The sequence below is a fragment of the Phormidesmis sp. 146-20 genome, assembly GCF_052939475.1.
The window spans coordinates 20,951-45,276 of sequence record NZ_JBJPHT010000002.1 but is presented as its reverse complement, the minus strand read 5'-3'; the positions used below and the strand labels follow the sequence as shown (position 1 = coordinate 45,276).

The following is a 24,326-nucleotide window of genomic DNA, read 5'->3' as shown; positions in this document are numbered from 1 at the left end:
AAGTTAAACCGATGAAAGATATAAACAAAAATGATGCCATTTGTAGACTACACCACCAGGGTATAAAACAAGCCCCAACTCGCTAAGATTGCAAGTTAAGGGCTGTTCTGACCGATTCAAAAATTGATCTCAGTCAATCCTCAAGCGCTACCTGTAAAGGTGACTTCAGGAAATTTTGCCTGAGCTTCTGTCATAGGACGACGTTTGCCCTCTTCTTGCCAGTAGTTGATCACCTCAGTCGCTTTATTGAGCAACTCAACGCGATCGGCTTCGGTAATCCAATGTTTCTTTTCGAGTTCAGTTTTTAGCTGTTCCCATGCGTCGTTGCGCGGCCAAAAAAAGTAAGAAGTCAAAGGACTCGTGCCCTTGCCAACCACCTGATCCACCGCCAGTGCCACGTTCTCATCTAGCCAGAGAACCTTTAGAATAAACTTCGTCAATCCAACCTCCAGCGCAGTCCCAAGCTTTGATTACAATCAGCTATTCTACCGTACTGTTCTGGTCTGGGGGTGAAGATTGAGAGATTGAGTGTTAGAGAGGAGGATTTAGTGAGTCAAGCAGCGAATTTGAAGGGAGCGATCGTCATTTTTGACATTGATGGCGTGGTGAGAGATGTCAGCGGGTCTTACCGTCGCGCTCTGGCTGATACAGTGGAAAAATTTACTCAAGGAGCCTATCGTCCCTCATCGCAGGAAATTGATGCGCTCAAGGCAGAAGGCGTTTGGAACAACGATTGGGAAGCGTCGCAGGAGTTGACGTATCGCTACTTTGAAGCTCAAGGCACGTCGCGAAGTTCGCTCAATCTCGACTATTCAGAGTTGGTGGCGTTTTTTCAGTCTCGCTACCGGGGAACTGATCCTGACAATTGGACGGGCTATATCTGTCAAGAACCGTTGCTAATGCAGCCCAAATATTTAGACAGTCTGACCGAGGCAGGCATTCACTGGGGCTTTTTTAGTGGGGCAACCAGAGCCTCCGCAAATTATATATTGGAGAAAAGACTGGGGCTGCAATCGCCTCTCTTAGTCGCGATGGAGGATGCGCCCGGTAAGCCTGACCCCACGGGACTATTTGCCAGCGTCCAATCCTTTGCTGAGAATGCTTCGCTTCCTGTGATCTACGTCGGCGACACCGTTGCAGATATGTACACAGTGGAACGGGCCCGTCAGATTCAGCCCGATCGCCGTTGGATAGGCGTGGGAGTTTTGCCACCTCACGTTCAGGAGACGAGCGACCCCTTGCGGGCATCTCAAGGAGATCGCCAATCGGACTATGCAGAATCTCTGCGACAAGCCGGAGCCGAAATCGTGTTTGCCAACGTGCAGGAACTAACGGCGATCGCCATTCAGCAATTGGTCAGGACTTGAGGCTCAAGAATTTCTCTAAAGAAGCAGTGATGGCGGGGGGCCAGCGACGAATCGTTTTTACCCATTTCAGGTCTTTGTAGCGGCGATCGAGTCCCACCGCAGACACCCACTGGCTTTCCGCTTCGCCTTGTTTGCCCTGTACCCAGAGCGCCGCCGTCAACGCAGCCCGCATATCAGCAAATTTGGGATACTTACGAACCAGATTTTTCATCGTGCGAATGGCTTCATCGGTTTCGCCCAGTTGGTATTTAATCAGTGCGTAGTTGGCACGGGCAAAGGCGTACTCAGGAGCCATGTCAGCCGCTTTTTTAAAGTCAGCCGCCGCGATTTCCCATTGTTCTAGTCCAGCCTCGGCGTTCCCGCGATTGTTGTAGGCGGCCGGGTCTTTGGGATCAAGTTCTAAAACGTGGTTATAGTCAGCGATCGCGGCTTCCCACTTACCCAATCCTTCGAGTGCAGTGCCTCGGTTGAGATAGGGATCAGGAGCCGTCGGAGCCAGTTCGATCGCTTTGTTGAAATCGGCGATCGCGTCTTCAAGTTTGTTCTGACTGACTCTGGCATTGCCACGATTACTCCAAGCAGCCCCACTATCGGGCAGTTGTTTGATCATTTCAGTCCAGTAGCCCTCAGCCGTCTTAAAGTCTCCTTTATTGGTAGCCTCAAAGGCTTTCTGCCTCAACTCCCCGACTTGAGAAAACATATCCAGCGCAGTCGGTTGGGCAGGCACGTCTTCAACCGTCGGCACAGGTGTAGAGACAGGAGCCTCCTCCGCTAAGACAGGCAGGGCAGAAAATTCGACGATCATCACCAGCAAAAAAGCCAGCAAAGATTTCAGCAACAAGCGACTCATACGACAACTCCAGATTTAGGACAAAAATGACATTTGGCTGTCGGGTGGCTGGTAGCCAAGATGTTTCCAGGCGGCGGCGGTGGCGATTCTTCCCCGTGGGGTGCGGCTGAGATAGCCAATTTGCATCAGGTAGGGTTCGTAGACTTCCTCGATCGTTTGGGCATCTTCTCCCGTGGAGGCGGCGATCGTTTCCAACCCAACTGGGCCGCCGTTGTGCCGCTCGATCATAAAACTTAACATGCGTCGATCCGTCCAGTCCAATCCGCAGGGGTCTACGTTGAATAGCTCCAGCGCCTCTGCTGCCACGTCTTGAGTCACTTTGCCCGAGGATTTGACCTGAACATAATCTCGAACCCGCTTTAACAGTCGGTTAGCAATCCGGGGCGTTCCGCGAGAGCGACGGGCAATTTCGCTGGCTCCATCAGAAGTAATGGACGTATTCAGCAGACTCGCGGTGCGGAGAATAATTTCTGTCAGTTCATCTAATTCGTAAAAGCGCAGACGTTGAATCAGCCCAAAGCGATCGCGCAACGGAGAAGTCAAAGCTCCTACCCTCGTCGTCGCGCCCACCAGCGTAAAGGGAGGTAAGGGCAGCGATCGAGTTCGAGCACTTTGACCTTTGCCGATCGTCACGTCGAGTCGAAAATCCTCCATCGCGGAATAAAGCAGTTCTTCTGTAATTCTTGGCAGACGGTGAATTTCGTCAATAAACAGCACGTCGCCGGCCTGCAAATTCATCAACAGTCCAGCAATATCGCGGGGACGCTCTAAAGAAGGCGCACTGGTAATTTTGCAATTGACCCCCATCTCAGAAGCGAGAATCAGCGACATCGTGGTTTTGCCCAGTCCAGGCGGGCCATAGAGCAGCAGGTGATCCATTGATTCCTGTCGGGCTTTGGCGGCCCGAATGGCAATATCTAAAACGTCTTTGAGATCTTTTTGTCCCACGTAGTCCTGCAAGCTTTGGGGACGCAGGTGATCTTCTTGCTTGCCGTGTTCTTCGGGTTCTGACTCTGGTTGGAGCAGTTCTTTAGCCGCTTTTTTGTCGCGATCGTCTGGCTCTGGTTGTAGGGCGACCTTGGGAGGCTTTTGGGGAGGCTGGCCGCCGCCATGCGAATCGGACACCGAGAGGGGAAGCTGTCCCACTGGTGTATCTAGATCTTCTGGCTCAAGCGCCTGTTTTTTAGAGGAGATGATCGCCATAATTGAGTACAATCATACCCATGAACGCCAAAAAAGTATGACGATTGACCCGACTTTCATCGTCCCTGACTCCATTTCTTTTGAGGAGGCGATCGCCCTCACTCAATCTTTGCTGTCTAAAATTGAGCAAGAGGGCCTGTCTGAGTCAGATGCCGCAACCGTTGCCAACTTAGTCGCGACTGAAAATGGCGCACGAGGATTTTTTGTCACCTATCTAACCGACGCTCGTCCATTGGCGGATCGACCTTCTGAAGAAGTGGTGGCAGCGCTGCGATCGTCCCCCTCAATGGTGTCCGAACTGCTGGTCAAAAATCTGGCCATGTCCACCGCCATGATCTTGGCTCACACACGCAGTCAGAAGCTTGATTTAGCTAAGGGTTCAGAACGGGTACAGCAACGCACGACTAATCTAATTCAACAAACTCAACTGGCAGAGGTGCAAACCAAGGTTCAGAGTTTGCTAGAGAGCATCGCATCCGGCACAGGGCAGTATCAAAGCTTTCTAGAACGCTGGGGCTATGATGCCGAACAAAAACAAGCGATCGCTCAGGCTTTACAGCAAGTCGTCACCTGATATCCTGTCTACCAGCGAGAACATGAGCGGATCTGCTTTCTCATCGTTGCAATCGATGTTGCAATCGACTCAGCGTTTGACAGTTGTCTCTTCCTCAGATCTCGCAAACATTTAGCGAAGGGGAACGATCGCTTGTTAAAACCAGTCAAGGCAGTTGCCCGCAAAGTTATCCAAAAGCTGCCGACTCATCATCCGTGGTGGACAAAGTTGGATCTGCTAAAAACGCTTGTCCAGAGAGATCTGGAGGCACGTTATAAAGGATCAGTTTTAGGCAACCTCTGGTCACTAATTAACCAACTCGCTCAACTGCTGGTCTATACCTATCTGTTTTCGATCGTCCTTCAGGTCAAACTCAAACTGCCTGGTCTTGCCGCCAATAATTTCACTTATGGTCTCTGGCTTTTTGCGGGACTGGTGCCCTGGACGGCTTTTACAACAGGCTTGGTGCAGTCCTCTGTGTCGGTAATCGGGCAGCCCAACTTAGTCAAAAAGGTTGTTTTTCCACTGACCTTACTGCCGTTGGTGCCCGTTTTGTCCGCCTTTGTTGAAAGTTCGTTAGGCTTGATGGCTCTGATTTTGTTTGTAGCATTTACCAGCAATACTATTCACAGTACACTTTGGCTGCTGCCGCTGGTTTGGGTTCCTCAATTGCTTTTGACCGCGGGATTGGGCTACTTGATGGCAGGGTTGACCGTCTTTTTGAGAGACATTCCTCAGACGATCGGGGTTCTGGTCAATCTTCTGTTTTATGTGACCCCGATCGTTTATCCCGTTTCAATTATTCCAACCCAAATCAAACCCTGGGTATTTTGGCTAAACCCTTTGGCAGTCCTGGTCGAAGTTAACCGCGATCTGATCCTGGTTGGCGAAGTGCATCTGTGGGCGGAATGGGGAGCTACGTCGGTCGTCTCCCTGGTTATTTTTTGCGGAGGACTGTGGATTTACAAGCGTCTCCGTCCTGCATTTGCAGACGTTCTCTAATCGAGTGACCCCTTAAATTCTCCTGAATCATTTCAGGTAAAAAAGGAAACTTTAAAGACATTTCTTTTCCTCCCAGAGGGGGTTAAGGGGATCTCCAAGAGTTTGGAAGTATACCTGGAATAGAGAGCCGATCTCAGGTCTTTAGAGTTTGGGCGATCGCTTAACAAAACGATGCAAGATTAGCAGGTTATCCTGAGTGCTATGTGTGTGAGTCAATTGCGGAGAAGTAGCCATGTCTTTGGTGTCAACGTTGAGAAGATATGTTGAAAAGTTGTTGCCCGTGCTGGAAGAAGACAGTTTGAATGTCTCAGAAAGTGTCTCAGAAAGCGCTTCAGAGCGTGTCCTGCCTTCAGTCGAGGTAAGTCCACTCCAGAGCTACCCAGAGCCATCTCCAGAGCCATCTTTAGATGACGAAACGGATGAGCCGCCCTTTCTCGAACCTTCTGCTCAAAACCGCCCTCTGACAGTCACCTATCCCTTTACGATCTTTAATATTGAGTTGACCAACCGCTGCCCGTTCAAGTGCGTCATGTGTGCCAGAACGAATAACATGACCCGCGCTCAAGGACTAATGGAGTTTGATCTGTTTCAGCGCGCGATCGATGAGTTTGTCATGGCGAATCCCAAAGCCGCCAGAGAGTCAGAAGTTTGGCTACATGGATTTGGTGAAAGCCTGGTGCATCCAGAGTTTGCCAAGTTGATGCGCTACGCCAGCGATCGGGGGCTTCAAACGGCTCTGTCGATCAATCCTTTCATGCTGACCGAGCGAGTGGCGCACGACTTATTAGAAGCGCATCCGGCTCACCTGTACTGCTCACTAGACGGACACGACAACGCCTCTTTTGAGCAAATCAGAGGAGTCAAAAACGCCTACGATCTCTCTAAACAAAGACTGCTTGATTTTCTTAAGCGCAAAGTTGAAGGCGGCTATCAAACGCGGATTACCTTGTCGATGATCAACTTTCCGCTCAACGAAGGCAGCATTCAGCAATTGGGTGACTATTGGCGATCGATTCCTGGGATCGATGAATTTCTCTCCAAGTCCTTTATCAATTGGGATGGCAATGCTCAAGATGTGAACGTTCTGGCAGCTTCTCAAACCCTACAAAAACCTTATGTGACCTGTGACTTTCCCTGGCGGCGCATGACGATTAAATGGGATGGCGATGTAGTGCCTTGCTGTCTGGATTACGACAAGCGCTATGTACTAGGAAATCTAAATCATCAAACCCTGGCAGACATCTGGAATGGCGCTCCCATGCAGGCGCTGCGTCAGGAATTTATCAGTAACGAGGTGACCAATCCCCTATGCCGAAACTGTGAACAACTGCGCGCTTAAGTGAGATATCAACCGCATTCTCTAACCAGTTTTTTTAGAGTGCAGACTGACTGGGTGCATACACACAGAATCGATAAAGTTTAGTGGTATTCTTTAGTGGGTTTTGGGGTGTTGTCTGGGTGTGAGGCAGTTGTTAGTTGGCAGTATCAGATTATGGGTGAGGTTGCAATTTCACTAAAAAACGTCTCCAAATGTTTTAAGCGCTACGCACGACCCGTCGATCGCCTCAAAGAAATTTTGCTGCCTCGCAAGCAATTGGCAGACGAGTTTTGGGCGCTTAAAGACGTAAACTTGCAGGTTTTGAAAGGGGAAACGCTAGGCATTATTGGGCAAAACGGAGCGGGCAAAAGTACACTCCTGCAAGTGATCGCGGGGACATTGACTCCCTCTGCGGGCGAAGTGAACGTCAACGGGCGCGTCTCAGCATTATTAGAGCTTGGAAGTGGCTTTAATCCAGAGTTTACAGGGCGACAGAATGTGTTTTTTAATGGACGCATTTTGGGATTAAGCCAGCGACAAATCGAACACAAAGTCGAAGAGATTGCCGAGTTTGCTGACATTGGAGACTTCATTGATCAGCCCGTCAAAACCTATTCGAGCGGCATGTTTGTTCGTCTAGCTTTTGCGGTCGCTGTCAGTACTGAGCCTGATATTTTAATTGTCGATGAAGCGCTGGCCGTCGGGGATGTTTTCTTTCAACAAAAGTGTTTTGAACGCATTAGAAAGCTCAGAGATGGAGGCACCACGCTCCTGTTTGTCTCTCACGATTCTGGATCTGTTTATTCGCTATGTAAACAAGCTGTTTTATTTGAGGCAGGCAGGCTAGTTTTGAGAGCCGATGCCAAACAGGTGATTGATTTATACGAAGTCAAACTGCTCAAACAAAACGATCGCGAACTAGAAACGGTAGCGATTCAAGCGCCTTCTGAGACAGGCTCACCTCAAACTAACTTCTCTAGCAGCGGATCTGATGTCGTTGCAGTTGTTTCACCAGAGCTAAAAGTTTACTCTGTTCAACTATTGGATGAAGACAACCAGAAAACAGAGTTTGTAATCAGTGGTCGATCGCTGCAAATTGTCATCGGTGTGGAATTTTTGGAAGCATTTGATGACCCCGTTGTGGGCTTTATGATTCGCGATCGCACGGGCTTTACAGTTTTTGTCAATCATACCTACGGACTTGATCAACCAATTGGGTCAGTGAATCAAGGCACCACGATCGAGACTTGTTTTCGGGTCAACGTCCCGCTTGCAGAAGGGGATTACACGATTACGATCGGCGTTTCAGACGGAGGCAGAGAAGGATACTTTGAGCGCAATATTGCTCGTGTCCACAATGCCGCTTCTTTCAAAGTTTTGCGAGACAAAGAAACCAGGGGTTGGGGAGGAATTGTCAACCTTTACCCAACTGTCGAGACCCACAGGAAAGCTCATGTTTGAATCGATTATTCAGCAGTTTAAACACTCTCAATATGACTTTAGAGAGACTGCAAATCCTGACGATCCTCTGATTGATTTATTTGATGACTGGGTTGATTACTATCGATTGAAATGGGCGATCGCGCATACGCTAAAGCCGACTTCTATTTTAGAAATTGGGGTGCGGTTTGGCTATTCTGCTGCGGCATTTCTCAAGGGCAGTCCTGACGCTCACTATGTGGGAATTGATATCGATTCAGATCAGTTTGGCGGCGTTAAAGGCGCTATCAACTGGGCTAAAGAAATCACGCGATCGTTTAAGGCTGATTTTTTGATAGAAGATACCCAGACGATGCAGCAGTTTCCGGGTGATATCTATGACTTAATTCATGTGGATGGACAACAAGATGGAAATGGCTCTTTTCATGATTTAGAGATTGCTTTTCAACAAGGGCGATTTGTCTTAGTGGATGGTTATTTTTGGACGCAGTACAACTTTTCATCCGTCAGTGAGTTTCTGCTGCGATATGCAGATCTGGTGGAATGGTATGGCGTGATTCCAGGATATGCAGGCGAACTTTTGATCAAAGTTTCTGAATCCTATTCAGCGCAAATGAGACAACGCCGAGCGACTTCGCAGTTATCGCAAGGGTCACTTTTAGCGGACTCATCCGTTCAGCCTCATACGCTTGACTACTGCACTAGAGACTTTAGTGGTTATAAATCCTACCGAAAATACAACGGCAAAAAGTTAGAAGATCCCAGACTACAAGCGATCGTCGCAATCGCCAGCACAAAACACTCTGGCAGTCTTCTTGATCTGGGCTGTGGGCGAGGCGAACTCAGCTATTTCTACGCTCAAAGAGGGTTTGAAGTGAGTGCAATTGACAAATCTGAAGCCGCGATCGCACAGACCAAAAAGTGGTTTGAAGACGACCCAGCCCTGCAAGAAAAAGTACAGCAAAAAAAAGTACATTTCCACTGCGATAACATCTGTACCGTTGAGTTACCTGAAAGAACCTATGATTTAGCGATCGCTGCTAATGTGATTGAGCAATTATCAGTCGAGGACGTTGACACCCTGTATCGGCGAGTTTCTCAACAACTCAAGTCAGATGGGTTATTGATCATCCACACATCTCCCAACCTCTGGTATTACCAATATGACTATGCACGCAGACGGAGGCTTGCTGCTTCTATAGGAGCTTATCTCCCGGCACAACCCCGAACGTCTAATGAAGTGTTGATGCATATCAACGAGCAATCTCCACGGGTGCTAAAACGTCAACTTAGTCAGCATTTTGAGCATGTGTTGATTTGGTTTGCCACTCAGAGCGATCTGGGAGGCAGTTTATTGAGAAAATCTTCTAAACAGGACGTGCGATCGGCTTCCAGTTTGTTTGCGATCGGGTCTCACCAACCGATCAATCCCACTCAAATTGCAAACCATCTACACATGCCTCCGCTGCCAGAGATTCCCGCTGATAAGATTAAACTAAAAGCGAGGCAAGTCCCGACTGAACTCACAACTAATAGAAAATTTTCTATCTCAGTGGAGTTGACAAACAGCAGCGATTTTGTGTTGAACAGCTATTCTCCAAATCCTGTTCATCTCTCTTATCACTGGATGAATGAACGAGCCACCCAAAGAATTGTGTATGGCGGAGAACGGACAAAACTGCTGCCTCCACTGACACAAGCATCCGGTATACTCTCATTTAATCGACAGGTAGCAACGACCTATCAAATGCAACTTCAAGCACCTACCCAATCGGGCTGCTATGTGCTCAGATTGACCCTGGTGCAAGAAGCAATTCGCTGGTTTGATGATCCGCCGACCTACTTAGCAGAAGATTTTATCGTGACGATTTATGAGCCTTAAATCTGGCTTTTTGAGCGTCATTCAAGACAGAAAAATTGGATGCGTGGATCGGAAGTACAAGCTCATTGTAATGAACAGTCTAACCTTTAAAAACAAACGTAATCTGAGTAGACCCTTGTTGCAGGCTTAGGAGAAGGCGGATGAGTTTGAGATATGTGCAGGTATTAGATGCTTTAGATTTTGGCGATGCAGTTTCTAATCAAGTTATCCGGCTCCATCAAATGCTTTTAGAGCGGGGAGAAAACGCTCAAATTTTTAGTAAATATGCAGACCATCGGGTAGAAGCCTATCGCCGCCCTTTCTCTGAGTTTCAGATGGATGAAGATGTGGTTTTGATCCATCACTTTTCGGGCTACTCAGAACTTGCACCCGAAATCGTGGGGCTGAGAGGGTACAAGATTCTTGCTTACCACAACATCACGCCGCATACCTTTTTTGAGCGGGGCGATCGCCTCTACGAATTCTGCAAAAAAGGGAGATCTCAACTTCAAAAAATCATTCATCACTATCATTTCGCGATCGGAGATTCTCCTTATAACTGTCAAGAAATTGCAGCTTTAGGCTTCAACTCAGTTCAAGAATTGCCGATCGCGGTGCCAGTTCCACCCAAGACTTCTCCTGCTGAGCGATTAATCGCTGATTTGAGAGGGGATGCCGATAAAGTTTGGCTATTTGTAAGTAGAATTGCTCCTAACAAACGACAAGATCTCCTGGTTGATATTTTTGCTCATTATGTAACCCAGCATCCTGACCAAACGCCCCATTTGTATCTAGTCGGTCGGTACTCAGAAGAGGATACTTACTACAGTAAAATTGTCTCTAAAATTCAGCAATATGGGTTGAGCGATCGCATTACGCTCTCCGGAAAAGTCGAAGATGAGGCCCTGCCTGCTTATTACAAAGCGGCTGATTTATTTCTGTGCGCGAGTGAGCATGAAGGATTTTGTGTGCCGATCGTCGAGGCGTTTAACTATCAGATTCCTGTGGTTGCTTATGCCTCAACTGCGGTACAAACCACCTTGGGAAGTAGTCCCGGTGCATTAGATAGCCTGGATGTTAAAAAAGCCGTCGATCGCATTCATTCTATCTTTAGCAATGAGCGACTGAGACAAGACACCATTCATCATGGCCTGCGGCAGGCCAATCGGTTTAGTCCATCCACGGTCAAACAAAGTTTATATTCAATCTTAGATGAAATAGAACGCTCAAATGCTCAAAAAGAGCCGCTCAAAGTTTCAGTCGTCATTTGTACCTGCAACCGTAGTGATTATCTGTTGAGATGCCTCAATTATCTAAAAGATCAGCACTATCCCCATTTTGAAGTCATCGTGGTCAACGGCCCTTCTAAAGACGACACGATGCAGGTTCTCGCCGATCGCAAAGAAGTCAAAATTGCTCAAAACTCCCTGAGAAACCTGTCGATCTCACGGAATTTAGGCATCGAACAAGCGTCGGGTGACATTGTTGCTTTCATTGATGACGACGCGCTGCCCTACGACAATTGGCTCACAGAAATTGTCAACCGCTATCAAGAGATTCTCCCCGGTGTCGTAGGAATCGGCGGACGCACCTTTTTTGCAAATAACTTTTTCTTTCAGTTTGAGGCAGGCATTACCGATTTGTTTGGAACCGCTGCCCACGTACACCACACCGATCCCCGCGTAACAGATACTAAGTTTTATCGCTATCTGATGGGGACAAATTCAACCTTTTTTAGAGCAGCGCTGGTCGCCGTCAATGGCTTTGACGAACAATATGACTACTACTTAGACGAAACGGATTTAGCCGTAAGATTGCAGCAGGCAGGCGGTCTACTCGCAAACGCCAATCAAGCTTATGTTAGACATGAGTTTGCTCAAAGCCACAACCGTTTAGGAAAATATAACTTTAACTGGAAAGTTATTTCCAAAAACACAGTTTACTTTGGTATGAAGAATGCCAATAAAACCACTTCTATCGTCAAAAGAGTGGCAGTTACCGCAAAAAATATTCTTAAGCAACGATGTCTAGAATTTATTCGGGCCTGGTATGGCGGCGACCTGGGGCTAAAAGAGGCGCTCTATCACTGTAGTTGCGCGATCGCAGGGGCTTTGCGCGGTTATTATGATGCCTGCTTTCCTCGAAAATTTTCTCGATCGCTCACGGCTCCAACCCTGCCATTTCTGCCTTACTTAGAGGTTGTCGAAACGCATTCCCCCGCTAACCCTTTGCCGCAAAAAATGCACATTCTGATCATCTCTCAAGAATTTCCGCCGCACGCTTTTGGAGGCATTGGCGCATACAATCAAACCCTTGCTAGAGAATTGATTCAGCTAGGGCATGAAGTGACGGTGATCAGTCGTGGCGTTCAAGATGCGACGATTGTCGTCGGCCCGTTTACTCATATTCAAGTGGCCGTGGTGGAGTATGCAGACTGTTTGCCTGAATATCCAATTTTGTCTAAAAATCTGGCCTGGTCTAGAAAGGTCGCCAAACTGACTGAAACGATTCACCACGATCGCCCCATTAGCGTCATTGAATCGGCGGTCTGGGATTTTGAAAGTATTGGCGTTTTGGCGTACCGTTCTCAACTCAAGGTGCCTTTGATGGTTCGATTGGTCACGCCGCTCTTAGTCTCAATGGAGATCAACGGCTGGCAAATGAATCAAGACCTGAAACTCTGTGCAGAAATGGAACAGGCGTTGGTGAGTCATGCAGATGCGGTGGTCGCTATTAGTCAGAGCGTCAAAGACTCTTTTGTGTCGGCTTATCAAGTAGAACCCGACGATCGCTGGTCGGTGCAGCTACTCGGCGTACAGCCCTGGCCTGCCTACAGCAATTTTACAAACTACGGCGAGCTACCCAAAGATCTTCAGCGTGGAGAAATTCAAATTCTCTTTATCGGGCGATTAGAGTCTCGCAAAGGCATTGATATCTTTCTCAAAGCGCTCAAAATCGTCATGCCTCAAGATTCGCGCATTTCAGTCTGGATTGCGGGCAAAGACATCGAAGGTTGGCAAGAAAAGGTCGGCTCGATTCTAAACCGCACCCTGCAAACTCGCGTACAGTTTCTCGGCATGGTCACCGAAGAGCGACGAGAATTGCTCTATGCCAACTGTGACTTTATGGTATTTCCTTCACGCTACGAATCGTTTGGGCTGGTGGCGCTCGAAGCGATGGTTCACCAAAAGCCTGTGATCGGGGCGAGAGCCGGGGCAATTCCTGAAGTCGTGACCGACGGCGAATCGGGGCTTTTGTTTGAGCCTGACAATCCTAAAGACTTGGCACAAAAAATTCTCAAGCTCGTCACGGATGATCACCTCAGACAGCGGCTAGGCGTTGGAGCAAAGCAGAGAGTTGAGGGGCTGTCTGCCAGAAATATGGCCAAGGCCAGCGTCAACGGGTATGCGGCGTTGATTGATTCTGCGATTTCAGTCAAGCCCTTTAGCCACCTCACGATCGAGCAGTTTGAACAAGAAGTCGTCAAGCGAGAAAGAGAGCTTCAAAAGATGGAACATGCCACCGATGCCAACGTGTCTACTCCTTTAGATGGAGCCAATCCTGCTGATCTGCGGGCAGACTGGGAAGTTACCAAACCCAAGATCATCGGCTGGGGCGTATTGAACTCGATCGCCAACCGGGTGATCGTTCCCAAGGCGGCAAAATTCATTCATTCAGTGCTCTACAACTCCATGCAGATGCAGACGCTGATCAACCGCACGCTGGTCGCCGAAAACCATCAACTAAAATCTGAACTAGAACGATCGCGCCAGAGCTTCGAGAATAAGCTAGAACAGGTTGAAAGGCGAATCGAAGATAGGCAAGAAATTATGGACACTGAGTTATTAACTATTAAGACAGAGCTATTCAATTTAATTTCTAGTGTGAAAGTTGACATTAGAGAAAGGGCTGAAGAAACCACGCAAGAGATTAAACAAGAAATTAGTGATCTGAGAGAAGATCTGCGAGATTTAAAGCGACTGCTGGATGAGACCAGAATTCAAGTCATTATTGAAGGGGAAGTGATCAGAAGCGAGCTTTCTTATCAAGCAAAAACGCAAGCTGCACCCTCGATTCTCAACCCAGCCAAACTTGACCAGTGTTTTGATCTGCGACTCAATCTCGGCTGTGGAACAAAAGTCATGGAGGACTACATCAATGTAGATGAGAGAAGTCTTCCTGGCGTAGATGTGATTGCAGATGTGAGTCAATTACCCTTTGAGAAAGGCAGCGTCTCAGAAATCTATGCGGCTCACCTAGTTGAACATATGCCGGAATATGAGCTTAAGACTCACGTTTTACCCTACTGGTATGATCTGCTCAAAGAAAACGGCAAGCTTGTGATTATTTGCCCTGACGCAGAACATATGCTGATGGAGTATTCAAAAGGGAATTTCTCCTGGGATGCTTTGAGAAAAATTACCTACGGGGCCCAGGATTACGGCGGCAACTTTCACTACAACATGTTTAGCGCTCAGTCGCTATCGGCTATTGTTGCAAGCTGTGGATTTAGAGAGGTCACCTGCACCAACGCCCTGCTTGTCAATGGCTTTTACGAGATGCAAGTTCAAGCGATCAAATAGATTGCTTCTGCCTCCTAACCTTCTATTTTGGGGGACTTTAAGACAACGCTAGTTTAAAGTCCCCCACGAGTGATGCGGATTTCGCAGTGGTAACGTCTTGCAAATTAACGTCAGTTCGATGAACGCTTCGCTTTTAGATCCAGGAACGCCCCCTAAATCCCCCACGAGTGAGGGACTTTGAACCAGAATTCCTCTCTTAAAGTCCCCCAAAATTGGGGGGTTGGGGGGCAGAAGCCGTGAACAACGAAGCGGAAAACCTCTTATCGAATTCACGTCAAATTAACTCGAAGCGACTAGCATTATCAAATTTACGCCAATTTTTAATACTTAAACGTGGGGCGATCGCTTCCCTGTAAAGCAGCCTTCCATTTTGCATGAGTTTCGCCAGGCTTAATTCCCCAAAAGGCCACAGCGCTGGCGATCGGCTTCAAAGACTCGTAGTTAGTTTGTCGATCGACTTTGCGTAAAATTCTCATCAGAAGGTTGCGCTCTAACTTAGACAACTGACCACCGCCACAACAGTCTAGATACCACTGCACACTGCCCGACAATGCACCAAACCATTCAGTCATCTCAGCCGTCAATCCAGCGTCGGTAAATAGCTCCTCAATGCCCCAGGGTGTTGTATTAAAGAAATGATAGGGAACTGCATGGAGCGGCTGCATAAACGCTGATTCGACATAAACCAATCCTCCAGGTTTTAGCACTCGTGCAATTTCGCGGGCTGCTAGATAGGGGTCTCGCATATGTTCCATGACGGCTTGACTAAAGACCACATCAAACACGTCATTGGCAAAGGGTAGCGCATGACCATCACCAAAGGCATCCGGTAGCTCAAACGACATATACTCAAACCCGACAAAGCGCGAATCTTTAAAGCAGCGATCGCCCGATCCACAGTCTAAAACAAATGCGTCTTCTGCCAGCTTTGGCAACACCCACTCATACATGGGTGGAAAGCTGTTACCTCGATTAACCTCCGATCGAGCAAGTGAATCTGCACCTTGTTTTTGGTTAAAGCAGGCATCATACCCTGAGAAGAAAACTTGATTACCGTGGGGAGATTTGTGAGTATCCGCAGGGCGAATTTTTACAGTTTTAGATCCACTCAGGTCTTGAAAAATTGGGTAGCGTTTAATATCGCCCTTATGTTCGTCATAGAGATCGATGTATTTTTCATCTTGTCCATTAACGGTGACATAGATCGCGCCACTCCAGCTATGAGACAGACAACGAATGCCTAAATCTGTCGCATTGGTTTCAATGATAATTTCCCAATCTGTTTTGTCATCTGCAAATAAAACGCCTGCAAATCCTTCGGGAGTCCAGCCCAAATCATATCTAGACATGCCTGACGATCGAATGCTTGCATCGTGCCAAGGAACCCGCTTGTAAGTAAAATCTTCGCAGATGTGAGGCGCTGATTCTGACTGAGACACGATCGCATCCGACACCCGCAGAAAATCTAGTTTGCCAAAGCTGACCTGACCCACGGGTCGATCGCAGGACTCGCAAACCAGTGCGCCAAACTTCATCCGACCCTGAGTTGTCTCTGAAGCATTAACTTTTTTGAGCGGTGACTTACAGGTTGGACAATTAAAATGTTGAGGAACTTTTAACATGGCTGGCTCAATGACTAGATGAGGACTGTCGTAAAAGGCTTATTATGCAATATCTTGCTGGGCAAATGGCTCAGAAACTGTTTGTCACTATAATCTGTAAATGAATGTTAGTGACTTAAAAGCAGCGTCTACTCCACGAGTTTTCAAAAGAAATGGCTTTCATTAGAATCAACTTGACTAAACAGTGACTTGAGAGAGTCTTTCAGCCACGATCGCTCAATTTTGTAAGTCTAATTTTGACAGAATCGGACTGTAGTATAATCTCCCCACAGCAACGCTCAAAAATAGGTTAGGAGGCTGCAAAAGCAATGATCAAGAATAAAGCATTGAGCAAACTGTCTAACCTGTTCACGCCCAAAAGCTCTAATCGAGACTTTTTAGAAAACCTCTATCAAATTGTCTTAGAAAGAAAAATCGATCCCGTGGGTCTGGTGAATTGGTCAAAACTGCTAGAGCAAGGGGTCTCTCGGCACAATTTGGTGAGAGCTATTTTAGAGTCAAATGAGTTTTCTCAAAAGGTGATGACCAGCTATCCACCAGAGTTTTGGGGTGCCGTCCACAAAGCGAGATGTGAAATGGTGCAAACCTTGCTGCCACCTGCTAAAACGATTCTAGACCTCGGTGGTGCAAACCCAGGTGACCCGATCGGGGCGCTGCTCAGTTTTGGGTATCCCTACTCGCCCGAAAAGCTCACGATCATTGATTTGCCGCCCGATCAGCGCATCATCCCTTCGGTGGAGACAGAGACTAAATTCAATCACAACGGCTGCGAGATTGAATATATTTACACGCAGATGTCTGATTTAGGATCGTTTGCAGAAGGTTCGTTTGATCTGGTGTGGTCAGGAGAATCGATCGAGCATGTCAGCCGAGAAGATGCTCACTTGATCTTTTCGCAAGTTTACAAGCTGTTAAAGCCGGATGGAGTCTTTGCGCTAGACACCCCCAATCGCAGAATCACTCAACTTCAAAATCCCTACGGATTTATTCATCCTGAGCATAAATTGGAATATTACTATGACGATTTGATCGAAATGCTAGAACAGCATCACTTCAAGATTATTCAAACCAAAGGCATTGCTGAATTTTCTAAATCTGCTCAAGCCGAACGGTTTATTTCGGAAGAAATCTTTGCCGAATCGGGTCTTAACGATAATCCACGCAATTCTTATCTGTACTACGTCGCCTGTACGCGCCAAGAAAATGAGCGAATTGAGGACTAAGGAACGTTTGGATTTTGATTACACGATCTTCAAAAACAACCAGAGTTGGCGAAACCTTCTTTCTCAAGTGTCAATTTGGCGACTCATGGCTGCATCTGAATCTAAGATTGAACAAATTCACTCTACTGTAAGAATGGCAGTCTTGATACATGCATAAAAGAGCACTCGTTACAGGATTGACAGGGCAGGACGGTTCTTATCTTGCCGAACTTCTGCTTTCCAAGGGTTACGAAGTTTTTGGTCTGGTGCGCCGATCGAGTTCTGGCAATGTCGATCGCATCAGTCATCTTTCGGGTGAGGTGAAGATTCTCTCTGGCGATCTGCTCGATCAGTGTTCACTCATGGACGCGATCATGCAGGCCCAACCAAACGAAATCTATAACTTAGCCTCTCAAAGCTACGTACCTCTATCTTGGACTCAACCTGCGCTCACGGCTGAATACACTGCTTTGGGCGTGTCTCGACTCTTAGAATCGATTCGCCGCTGTTATCCAAACGCTCGGTTTTATCAAGCGTCGAGCAGTGAGGTGTTTGGGCAACCCGACGAGTCGCCTCAGACCGAGCGCACGGCCTTTCGACCACGAAATCCCTATGGGGTTGCTAAAGCTTACGCGCACTGGATGACGATCAACTATCGCCAACAATACGGGCTGTATACCTGCTGCGGTATTACGTACACCCATGAATCGCCTCGACGCGGCACGGAGTTTGTGTTTCGCAAGATCACCCGTGGAGCTGCTCTGATCAAGTTGGGGTTGGCCAATGAGTTAAAGTTGGGCAATCTCGATGCCCAGCGCGATTGGTGTTATGCCAAAGATGCCGTCAGCGCCATGTGGTTGATGCTGCAACAAGACCAACCGGACGACTACATCATCGCCAGCGGGGAAACGCATTCGGTGCGCGAGTTGGTCGAGTGTGCGTTCAAATCGGTGGGGCTGACGTGGCAAGATTATGTGTCGGTTGACCCGTCGTTTTATCGCCCGGATGAATCGGTGCAGCTTGTTGGCTCGATCGACAAGATTCGCAAGCAGCTAGACTGGCAACCTGAATATTCGTTTGAACAATTAGTCGAACTGTTGGTTGACCACGATCTGAAAGAACTGAGCGATCGCAAATCCTAAATTGGGACGTTGGAATGTTGAAAATTGCGATCGATGCGACTCCCATTTTGCCCAAACCCAGCGGCATTGGCTTGTATGTGGCTAATTTGGTTGAGGCATTGGGTGAGCTACGATCGCAAGACTCTTTTGAATTAACGCTTATCTATCAACCAGGGTTAAAGAATTGGCTACGAGGAAATTTGTCGTTCCCGGAGTATTTGCAGGAGTATTCAAATCTGCGATCGTTTCCAATTCCGGTTCGGTTATCTAATCTATTGATTCAGTTTCCTGGGTTGTTTTTGCCTCAAGTTGAACGATCTTTTGGCGCTTTAGATATTGTGCACGGTACGAACTATACAGTGTTTCCATTTCGGTATTCTCGAAAAGTAATGACGATCTATGATCTGACGTTTGTCCGGTATCCGGAGTATGCGAATTCAACCGTTAAAGCGTATGCAAATCGGGTGCAGCGCTGTCTACAGTGGACTGATTTAGTTTTAACGATTTCTGAAAGTTCTAAACAAGATATTGTTCGATTTTTGGGTGTCAAGCCTGAGAAAGTTGTCGTGACTCCTTTAGCCAGTCGATACCGTTCAGACACAGTTGTTGAATCTGAGAAGTTTGTTGAATACGACTTTTCAAAACCCTATATTTTGTTCGTCAGTACGATCGAGCCGCGCAAAAATATTATTAATCTGATTGCAGCGTTTGATCAGTTAAAACAAAAACATCGACTTGATCATCAGCTTGTCTTGATTGGCCAAAAAGGCTGGCTATATGAAGAAATCTTTGAGCGAATTGCTCGATCGTCCTACCAAAACTCGATTCATCATCTCAGCTATTTGTCCGATCGCTCAGTGGCTTTGTTTTATTCCAGGGCAGATGTTTTTGTGTATCCGTCTCACTATGAAGGGTTTGGGTTACCTGTGTTAGAAGCGATGACGTTGGGTGCGCCTGTGGTTGCGGCGAATGCGTCCTCGTTGCCAGAAGTTGCGGGGGATGCGGCGATTTTGATCAATCCTGAAGATGTAAGTGAGCTTGCCGAAGCGATTTTGCAAGTCGTTAGTAATCCTCAACTGCGCGATCGCTTGATTCAAAAAGGTAAGGCGCGATCGCAGCAATACTCCTGGGAAAATACTGCAAAAGCGACTCTGAATGCTTATAAACTTCTAATGTCGTGATGGTTTACAAGAATTTTGTCTAGTCAGTTACTCATCAACTTATCTTTTTTGGCGACCAAGCCCACAGGTCACACAATCTATGCAAAAAATTTGGTTTCTCAGCTTCAATCTTTAGAGCCGACGTTGTTAAGTTCGCAGCAGTTTTCTGGATTTAAGCATTACTCAATTCCGGGGAATATGACTCCTGATCAAGGCAGCAAAGGTCACTTTTCTCGATTGGTTTGGACTCAATTTCAACTCCCCAAACTTTATCAAAAACTTCAGGGAAATCTATTATTTTCTCCGATTCCTGAAGCGCCTTTGTTTTCAAACTGTCGATCAATTGTTACGCTTCACGATTTAATTCCTCTAAAGTTTCCCCGGTGGTCTTCTCCGCTAACCCCTTATTTCAAATACTATATTCCTCAAGTTTTGGGTCAGGCAAAACAGATTATCTGTGACTCAGAAGCGACGGCAAATGATGCTGCACATTATTATAAAATTCCGGTTCAAAAAATGACGATCGTGCCTTTAGCGTACGATTCCAGTCACTTTCAATGTCTCAATTTGCCGATTCAAAATTACTTCTTATATATCGGTCGTCACGACGCTTATAAAAATTTGCAGCGAGTCATTCAAGCCTTTTCAACGCTGCAAACAGACGCTCAGATGTGGATTGCTGGGCCCAGCGATCGCCGCCATACACCTGTTCTAATGGCTCAAATTGAAGCATTGGGTTTGACCGATCGCGTTAAATTCTTGAGTTATGTTCCTTATGCTGAGTTGCCGACGGTGATCAATCAAGCGATCGCGCTCGTGTTTCCCAGTTTGTGTGAAGGGTTTGGCTTGCCAATTCTCGAAGCGATGGCTTGCGGAACTCCGGTGATTACGTCTAATTTGTCTTCGATGCCAGAAGTGGCGGGGGATGCAGCTTTGCTAGTTAATCCTTATGACGTGGGCGCAATTGGGGAAGCAATGGAGGCGATCGCTTCGGACTCCTCTTTGAGAAGCTGTTTGCGTCAACTGAGTCTTACCAGAGCCAGTGAGTTTAGTTGGACAAAAACAGCAGAATCTACAGCGAATGTTCTGAAACAATATCTGTAACAACATCTGTAACAATCGTCAGAAAATTTAGCTTCAATATGACTTTTGGCACAGCATGAATCTGCATTAAAAAGTTAGCCTGAGAGTATGTAGCAATCCGATTTGAGTTGCGAAATTTCGGAAAGCTCCCTAAATTTCCCATTCTGGAGGACTTTAAGATGGAAAAATTCCCCAATTTTAACGTGGATTCGATGAAGTTTTTTTGCTTCGTTCTTCAGCGCTTCTGCCCCCCAACCCCCCAAAATTGGGGGACTTTAAGACAAGATTTTGGGTTCAAAGTCCCCCAATTTTGGGGGATTTAGGGGGCTGCCTGGATTAACAACCGCAGCGAAAGATTTCATCGAATTCACGTAATTTTAAGAATGATTTACGGTTCAAAGTCACCCAAACTAAAGTCCCCCAAATTTAGGGGATCTAGAGGGCGCAATCAACGTTGCATTTCACGACTAATTTAGGACTGCTATATAGAAAGCTTTGAGGTAAACTAAAATGCAATTATCCATTCAGAACGATCGCTTACACATTGATCTCAGTCTGTGGGAGCGGATTTGGGCTTTTTTCTTCAATCAAACGCTCGAAATTCCACTCGATCATATTCGACAAGTGACGATCGCAAAGCCTGACAGCAATTGGCTCGATTTGCGGATGCCAGGCACATTTTTGCCAGGTGTAATCAGAGCGGGAACTTATTACAACGATCGCGGGCGAGAATTTTGGTATGTGCAGGAGAGCGATCACTTTCTAACCCTCGAACTTGAGGACGAATTCTACAAAAAAATTGTCTTAACGGTACAAGATAATCAGGTTTGGGCTGAGAGAATTCAACATCACTTGACTCTGGTCTAGACCCCGTTTGCCTGCTTGATTAAATACATCCGGTCGTTGCTCCACTCAGACAAGGCTTGTTTCATCAGCGCTTGATGAGCTGACACCGCATCAATGCCTCGATTGGACAGCCAGCGTCGAAACCGTCTTGGGTGGGACTGGGCAATCTTTGCTCGGCTCTTGACAGACACCCCAAACCCATTGAGATGCCCGCTCTGGCTTTGCACGATGGCAATATCATCCAACACAAAGTCGGCAGGTGACGCGCATCTTTCCACTCATTCTCGCTTTGACTCAGAAATTGCGACAGCGCATCATAGAGGCGGAAAGTCGGTGACATTGTTTTGACTGATTTGTTTTGACTGATTTGTGTGGCTACTTCTCAGCTTAAATCATGCCCTACTTCTCTCCTAGCTTCCTTTCTCGCTTTCCTGAGTTTTGTCAGTCAAGCAGGGGATGAGGGAGAACTTCGATGATCTGTTCTCCCTTTGGGGGTAATCCGCTGCGCGAGGAGGGATGAAAGGATGAATTCAAATTGTTCGCTTTGCAAGTTTTACGCCTCACTCCTCACCCTCTACTTCTCTACCTTTACCCCCTTCCAAAATGCAATGTATCCGGTGATGTTCTTGGCAGCATCTTTGGGCGTGGGGTAATACCAGGCGGCATCTTTGTTTTCTTGTCCATCGACTTCTACGGTGTAGTAGCTGGCGACTCCTTTCCAGGGACAGGTGGTATGAGTGCTGCTGTCTTTGAAGTATTCACGCTTGATCGAGTCAGCCGGAAAATATTGATTGCCTTCCACGACTTCACAACGATCGCTTTCAGCAATGACGGTTCCGTTCCAAGTAGCTTTTGGCATGTTGATGTGCTGTTTTCTAAAGTGATTCACTCAAAGCCTAGCGAAGAATCGCGACTCTCAGCAAGTTCGTGAGTAGGATCGACTGTTCTCATGCTTAGTTTTCAGGGGCGATCAATTCAAGTCCTCAACTCGTTTTTGAACAGAACCCCGCTCAACTATCAAGTTCAACCGATGCGTCAAATCGTTAAGAGACGATCGCTCAAATAGCCTGACTGAGACACAATGGATTCTGTCCTCAGAAGTCTTGCAACAAAAAATCTCAACGATACTGTTAAGCAAAGCGCATCGTTTACGCGATTTTACGGTCAGCTTCAAACGTTCTTTTAGGAGTTAACGCGATGAGTGCTCATTCTAGTCAGCCAGCCGTCGATTATCATGCGGTGCAATCTCTGCCAGAAGTTTGGACGATCGCCGCTCGCAACTTTGCCCAGATTCCTGCTGTCCACAACCCCCACAGCAAGCCCGCCGTCACGCTCACCTATGCCGAGCTATATCAACGGATGCAGCAGTTTGCGGCTGGGTTACAGTCATTGGGCATTTCAGCCGTCTCTTCAGAATCGATTCCGCCTCGCATTGCGCTGTTTGCGGATAACAGCCCTAACTGGCTAGTGGCTGACCAGGGAATCATGCGATCGGGCGCGGCCAATGTGGTGCGAGGCGCTCAGGCTGACCCCGATGAATTGCTATTTATTTTGAGAGATAGCGGCGCGATCGGGCTAGTGGTCGAAAATCAAGACTTGCTCAAGAAACTGCAACATGGCTTAAATGATCTGCCGATTCAGTTTGTGATTTTGCTGTCTGATGAATCCGTCGCCTCCGAAGACTCGCTCAAGATGCTCACGTTTTCTCAGGTGATGGCGCTGGGCAAAACGTTTGAACTGCAACCTGTCCACCAAACTCGTCAAACTTTAGCGACCTTGATGTACACCTCTGGCACGTCAGGAATGCCCAAAGGGGTGATGCTCAGTCACGGAAATTTGCTCCATCAGATCACAGGCGCCTATGCGGTCGCCCAGCCTCAACCCGGAGAGCGCGTTCTTAGCATCCTCCCGATCTGGCACGCTTATGAGCGATCGTTTGAATATTTCGTTCTCGCCTATGGAGTCACCCAAACCTACACCAACATTCGCAGCGTCAAAAAAGATATCAAAGACTGTAGACCTCACTATATGGTCGGTGTGCCGCGCTTGTGGGAGTCGATTTACGAAGGCATTCAAAAACAGTTTCGCGACCAGCCTGCCAGCAAACAAAAGCTAGTTAAGTTCTTTCTCGACATCAGTCATCAGTATGTTGAAGCCAACCGAGTCGCCCAAAATCTGTCGCTCAAAAACCTGAATCCGTCTGCGCTTGATCGCCTGATTGCTCGGATCAAAGCGGCATCACTGTGGGTCTTTCACAAGCTGGGAGACAAACTGGTTTATCAAAAAGTGAGAGCCGGAACGGGCGGACAGATCAAGTTTTGGGTGAGTGGGGGCGGCTCGATCGCCGATCACTTAGAAGACTTTTTTGAAATCGTGGGCATTCCTCTCATCGGCGGCTATGGCTTGACCGAAACTTCCCCGATTACTCACGCCCGTCGTCCGTGGCGAAATGTCAGAGGAGCCGATGGCGAGCCGCTTCCCGATACAGAAACCCGCATCGTCGATCCCGAAACCTTCAAACCCTTGCCGACAGGAAAACGGGGGCTAGTATTACTGCGCGGGCCACAAATCATGCAGGGCTATTACAACAATCCCGAAGCGACGGCAAAAGCGATCGACCCTCAAGGCTGGTTCAACTCCGGCGATTTGGGCATGGTGACCGCTGCCAACGATCTGATCATTACGGGACGCGCCAAAGATACGATCGTCCTCACCAACGGCGAAAACATTGAACCGCAACCGATCGAGAATGCTTGTCTGCGAAGTCCCTATATTGACCAAGTGATGCTCGTCGGTCAAGACCAAAAAGTTCTGGGAGCGCTGATTGTTCCCAATGCAGAAGCCCTTGAAAAATGGGCGATCGAGCAAGGCCTCACCGACCCTCATCTTTCTTCTCTAATCGCTCAGTCATCCGTCCAGGAACTCTTTCGTCTAGAAGTGAATCGATTGGTCAAAGAGCGTCCAGGCTACCGACCCGACGATCGCATCGGGCCCATGCGCTTAATTGCTGAACCGTTTACGATCGAAAATGGTCTACTCACCCAAACCTTGAAAATTCGTCGAAATGTTGTGATGGATCGCTACCAAGGTATCATTGACGAGATGTTTGTTTGAC

The 24,326-nt window shown here is 47.5% G+C and carries 19 protein-coding genes; 13 read left to right on the top strand and 6 right to left on the bottom strand.

What is annotated here, in order from left to right; genetic code table 11:
- Positions 1–140 precede the first annotated feature (140 nt).
- Positions 141–440 (bottom strand): 30S ribosomal protein PSRP-3, encoded by a 300-nt coding sequence (locus ACKFKH_RS02315; RefSeq protein ID WP_446856616.1) that lies wholly within the window; start codon positions 438–440, stop codon positions 141–143.
- Between the two features lie 108 nt (positions 441–548).
- Here ACKFKH_RS02315 and ACKFKH_RS02310 point away from each other — a divergent pair, with 108 nt between their 5' ends.
- Positions 549–1,367: a TIGR01548 family HAD-type hydrolase gene (locus ACKFKH_RS02310; RefSeq protein WP_446856615.1), complete on the top strand. Its 819-nt coding sequence runs from the start codon at positions 549–551 to the stop codon at positions 1,365–1,367.
- Here the strand turns inward: ACKFKH_RS02310 and ACKFKH_RS02305 are convergent.
- Both ACKFKH_RS02305 and ruvB read right to left on the bottom strand, forming a co-directional pair.
- Positions 1,357–2,217 (bottom strand): tetratricopeptide repeat protein, encoded by an 861-nt coding sequence (locus tag ACKFKH_RS02305; protein WP_446856614.1) that lies wholly within the window; start codon positions 2,215–2,217, stop codon positions 1,357–1,359. The genes ACKFKH_RS02310 and ACKFKH_RS02305 overlap by 11 nt on opposite strands.
- Before the next feature lie 15 nt (positions 2,218–2,232).
- Entirely contained in the window at positions 2,233–3,420 is a 1,188-nt protein-coding gene (gene ruvB / locus ACKFKH_RS02300; RefSeq protein ID WP_446856613.1) for a Holliday junction branch migration DNA helicase RuvB, read from the bottom strand.
- Here ruvB and ACKFKH_RS02295 point away from each other — a divergent pair.
- The 6 genes from ACKFKH_RS02295 (at position 3,410) to ACKFKH_RS02270 (ending at position 14,177) form a co-directional block, all read left to right on the top strand.
- A complete protein-coding gene (locus ACKFKH_RS02295; RefSeq protein WP_446856612.1) occupies positions 3,410–3,994 on the top strand; it encodes a hypothetical protein in 585 nt (194 codons plus the stop codon). The two genes, ruvB and ACKFKH_RS02295, sit on opposite strands and share 11 nt — an antisense overlap.
- Before the next feature lie 132 nt (positions 3,995–4,126).
- Positions 4,127–4,975, top strand: coding sequence for an ABC transporter permease (locus tag ACKFKH_RS02290; RefSeq protein WP_446856611.1), 849 nt, complete (start codon positions 4,127–4,129; stop codon positions 4,973–4,975).
- 232 nt (positions 4,976–5,207) lie between these two features.
- Positions 5,208–6,314, top strand: coding sequence for a radical SAM/SPASM domain-containing protein (locus ACKFKH_RS02285; RefSeq protein ID WP_446856610.1), 1,107 nt, complete (start codon positions 5,208–5,210; stop codon positions 6,312–6,314).
- Between the two features lie 153 nt (positions 6,315–6,467).
- Positions 6,468–7,754: an ABC transporter ATP-binding protein gene (locus tag ACKFKH_RS02280; RefSeq protein ID WP_446856609.1), complete on the top strand. Its 1,287-nt coding sequence runs from the start codon at positions 6,468–6,470 to the stop codon at positions 7,752–7,754.
- Positions 7,747–9,615, top strand: a complete 1,869-nt coding sequence (locus ACKFKH_RS02275) for a methyltransferase domain-containing protein (RefSeq protein ID WP_446856608.1) — start codon at positions 7,747–7,749, stop codon at positions 9,613–9,615. Before ACKFKH_RS02280 ends, ACKFKH_RS02275 begins: the two co-directional genes overlap by 8 nt.
- A gap of 140 nt (positions 9,616–9,755) precedes the next feature.
- Entirely contained in the window at positions 9,756–14,177 is a 4,422-nt protein-coding gene (locus tag ACKFKH_RS02270) for a glycosyltransferase (protein ID WP_446856607.1), read from the top strand.
- A gap of 320 nt (positions 14,178–14,497) precedes the next feature.
- Here ACKFKH_RS02270 and ACKFKH_RS02265 read toward each other — a convergent pair whose 3' ends face one another.
- Positions 14,498–15,799: a class I SAM-dependent methyltransferase gene (locus ACKFKH_RS02265; RefSeq protein WP_446856606.1), complete on the bottom strand. Its 1,302-nt coding sequence runs from the start codon at positions 15,797–15,799 to the stop codon at positions 14,498–14,500.
- A gap of 308 nt (positions 15,800–16,107) precedes the next feature.
- Here ACKFKH_RS02265 and ACKFKH_RS02260 point away from each other — a divergent pair, with 308 nt between their 5' ends.
- From ACKFKH_RS02260 to ACKFKH_RS02240, 5 genes are all read left to right on the top strand, one after another.
- A complete protein-coding gene (locus ACKFKH_RS02260; protein WP_446856605.1) occupies positions 16,108–17,022 on the top strand; it encodes a DUF4214 domain-containing protein in 915 nt (304 codons plus the stop codon).
- Between the two features lie 149 nt (positions 17,023–17,171).
- Positions 17,172–18,143: a GDP-mannose 4,6-dehydratase gene (locus tag ACKFKH_RS02255; RefSeq protein WP_446856604.1), complete on the top strand. Its 972-nt coding sequence runs from the start codon at positions 17,172–17,174 to the stop codon at positions 18,141–18,143.
- 14 nt (positions 18,144–18,157) lie between these two features.
- Complete coding sequence (locus tag ACKFKH_RS02250) at positions 18,158–19,303, top strand: glycosyltransferase family 4 protein (protein WP_446856603.1); 1,146 nt, start codon at positions 18,158–18,160, stop codon at positions 19,301–19,303.
- 15 nt (positions 19,304–19,318) lie between these two features.
- A complete protein-coding gene (locus ACKFKH_RS02245) occupies positions 19,319–20,386 on the top strand; it encodes a glycosyltransferase family 4 protein (protein ID WP_446856602.1) in 1,068 nt (355 codons plus the stop codon).
- A gap of 489 nt (positions 20,387–20,875) precedes the next feature.
- On the top strand, positions 20,876–21,232 hold the full coding sequence (locus tag ACKFKH_RS02240; RefSeq protein WP_446856601.1) for a hypothetical protein: 357 nt from the start codon (positions 20,876–20,878) through the stop codon (positions 21,230–21,232).
- Here the strand turns inward: ACKFKH_RS02240 and ACKFKH_RS02235 are convergent.
- Entirely contained in the window at positions 21,229–21,489 is a 261-nt protein-coding gene (locus ACKFKH_RS02235) for a hypothetical protein (protein ID WP_446856600.1), read from the bottom strand. The genes ACKFKH_RS02240 and ACKFKH_RS02235 overlap by 4 nt on opposite strands.
- A gap of 296 nt (positions 21,490–21,785) precedes the next feature.
- A complete protein-coding gene (locus ACKFKH_RS02230) occupies positions 21,786–22,070 on the bottom strand; it encodes a DUF427 domain-containing protein (protein ID WP_446856599.1) in 285 nt (94 codons plus the stop codon).
- A 338-nt stretch (positions 22,071–22,408) separates the two neighbouring features.
- Here ACKFKH_RS02230 and ACKFKH_RS02225 point away from each other — a divergent pair, with 338 nt between their 5' ends.
- A complete protein-coding gene (locus ACKFKH_RS02225) occupies positions 22,409–24,325 on the top strand; it encodes a long-chain fatty acid--CoA ligase (RefSeq protein ID WP_446856598.1) in 1,917 nt (638 codons plus the stop codon).
- The last annotated feature ends 1 nt before the right edge of the window (position 24,326 follow it).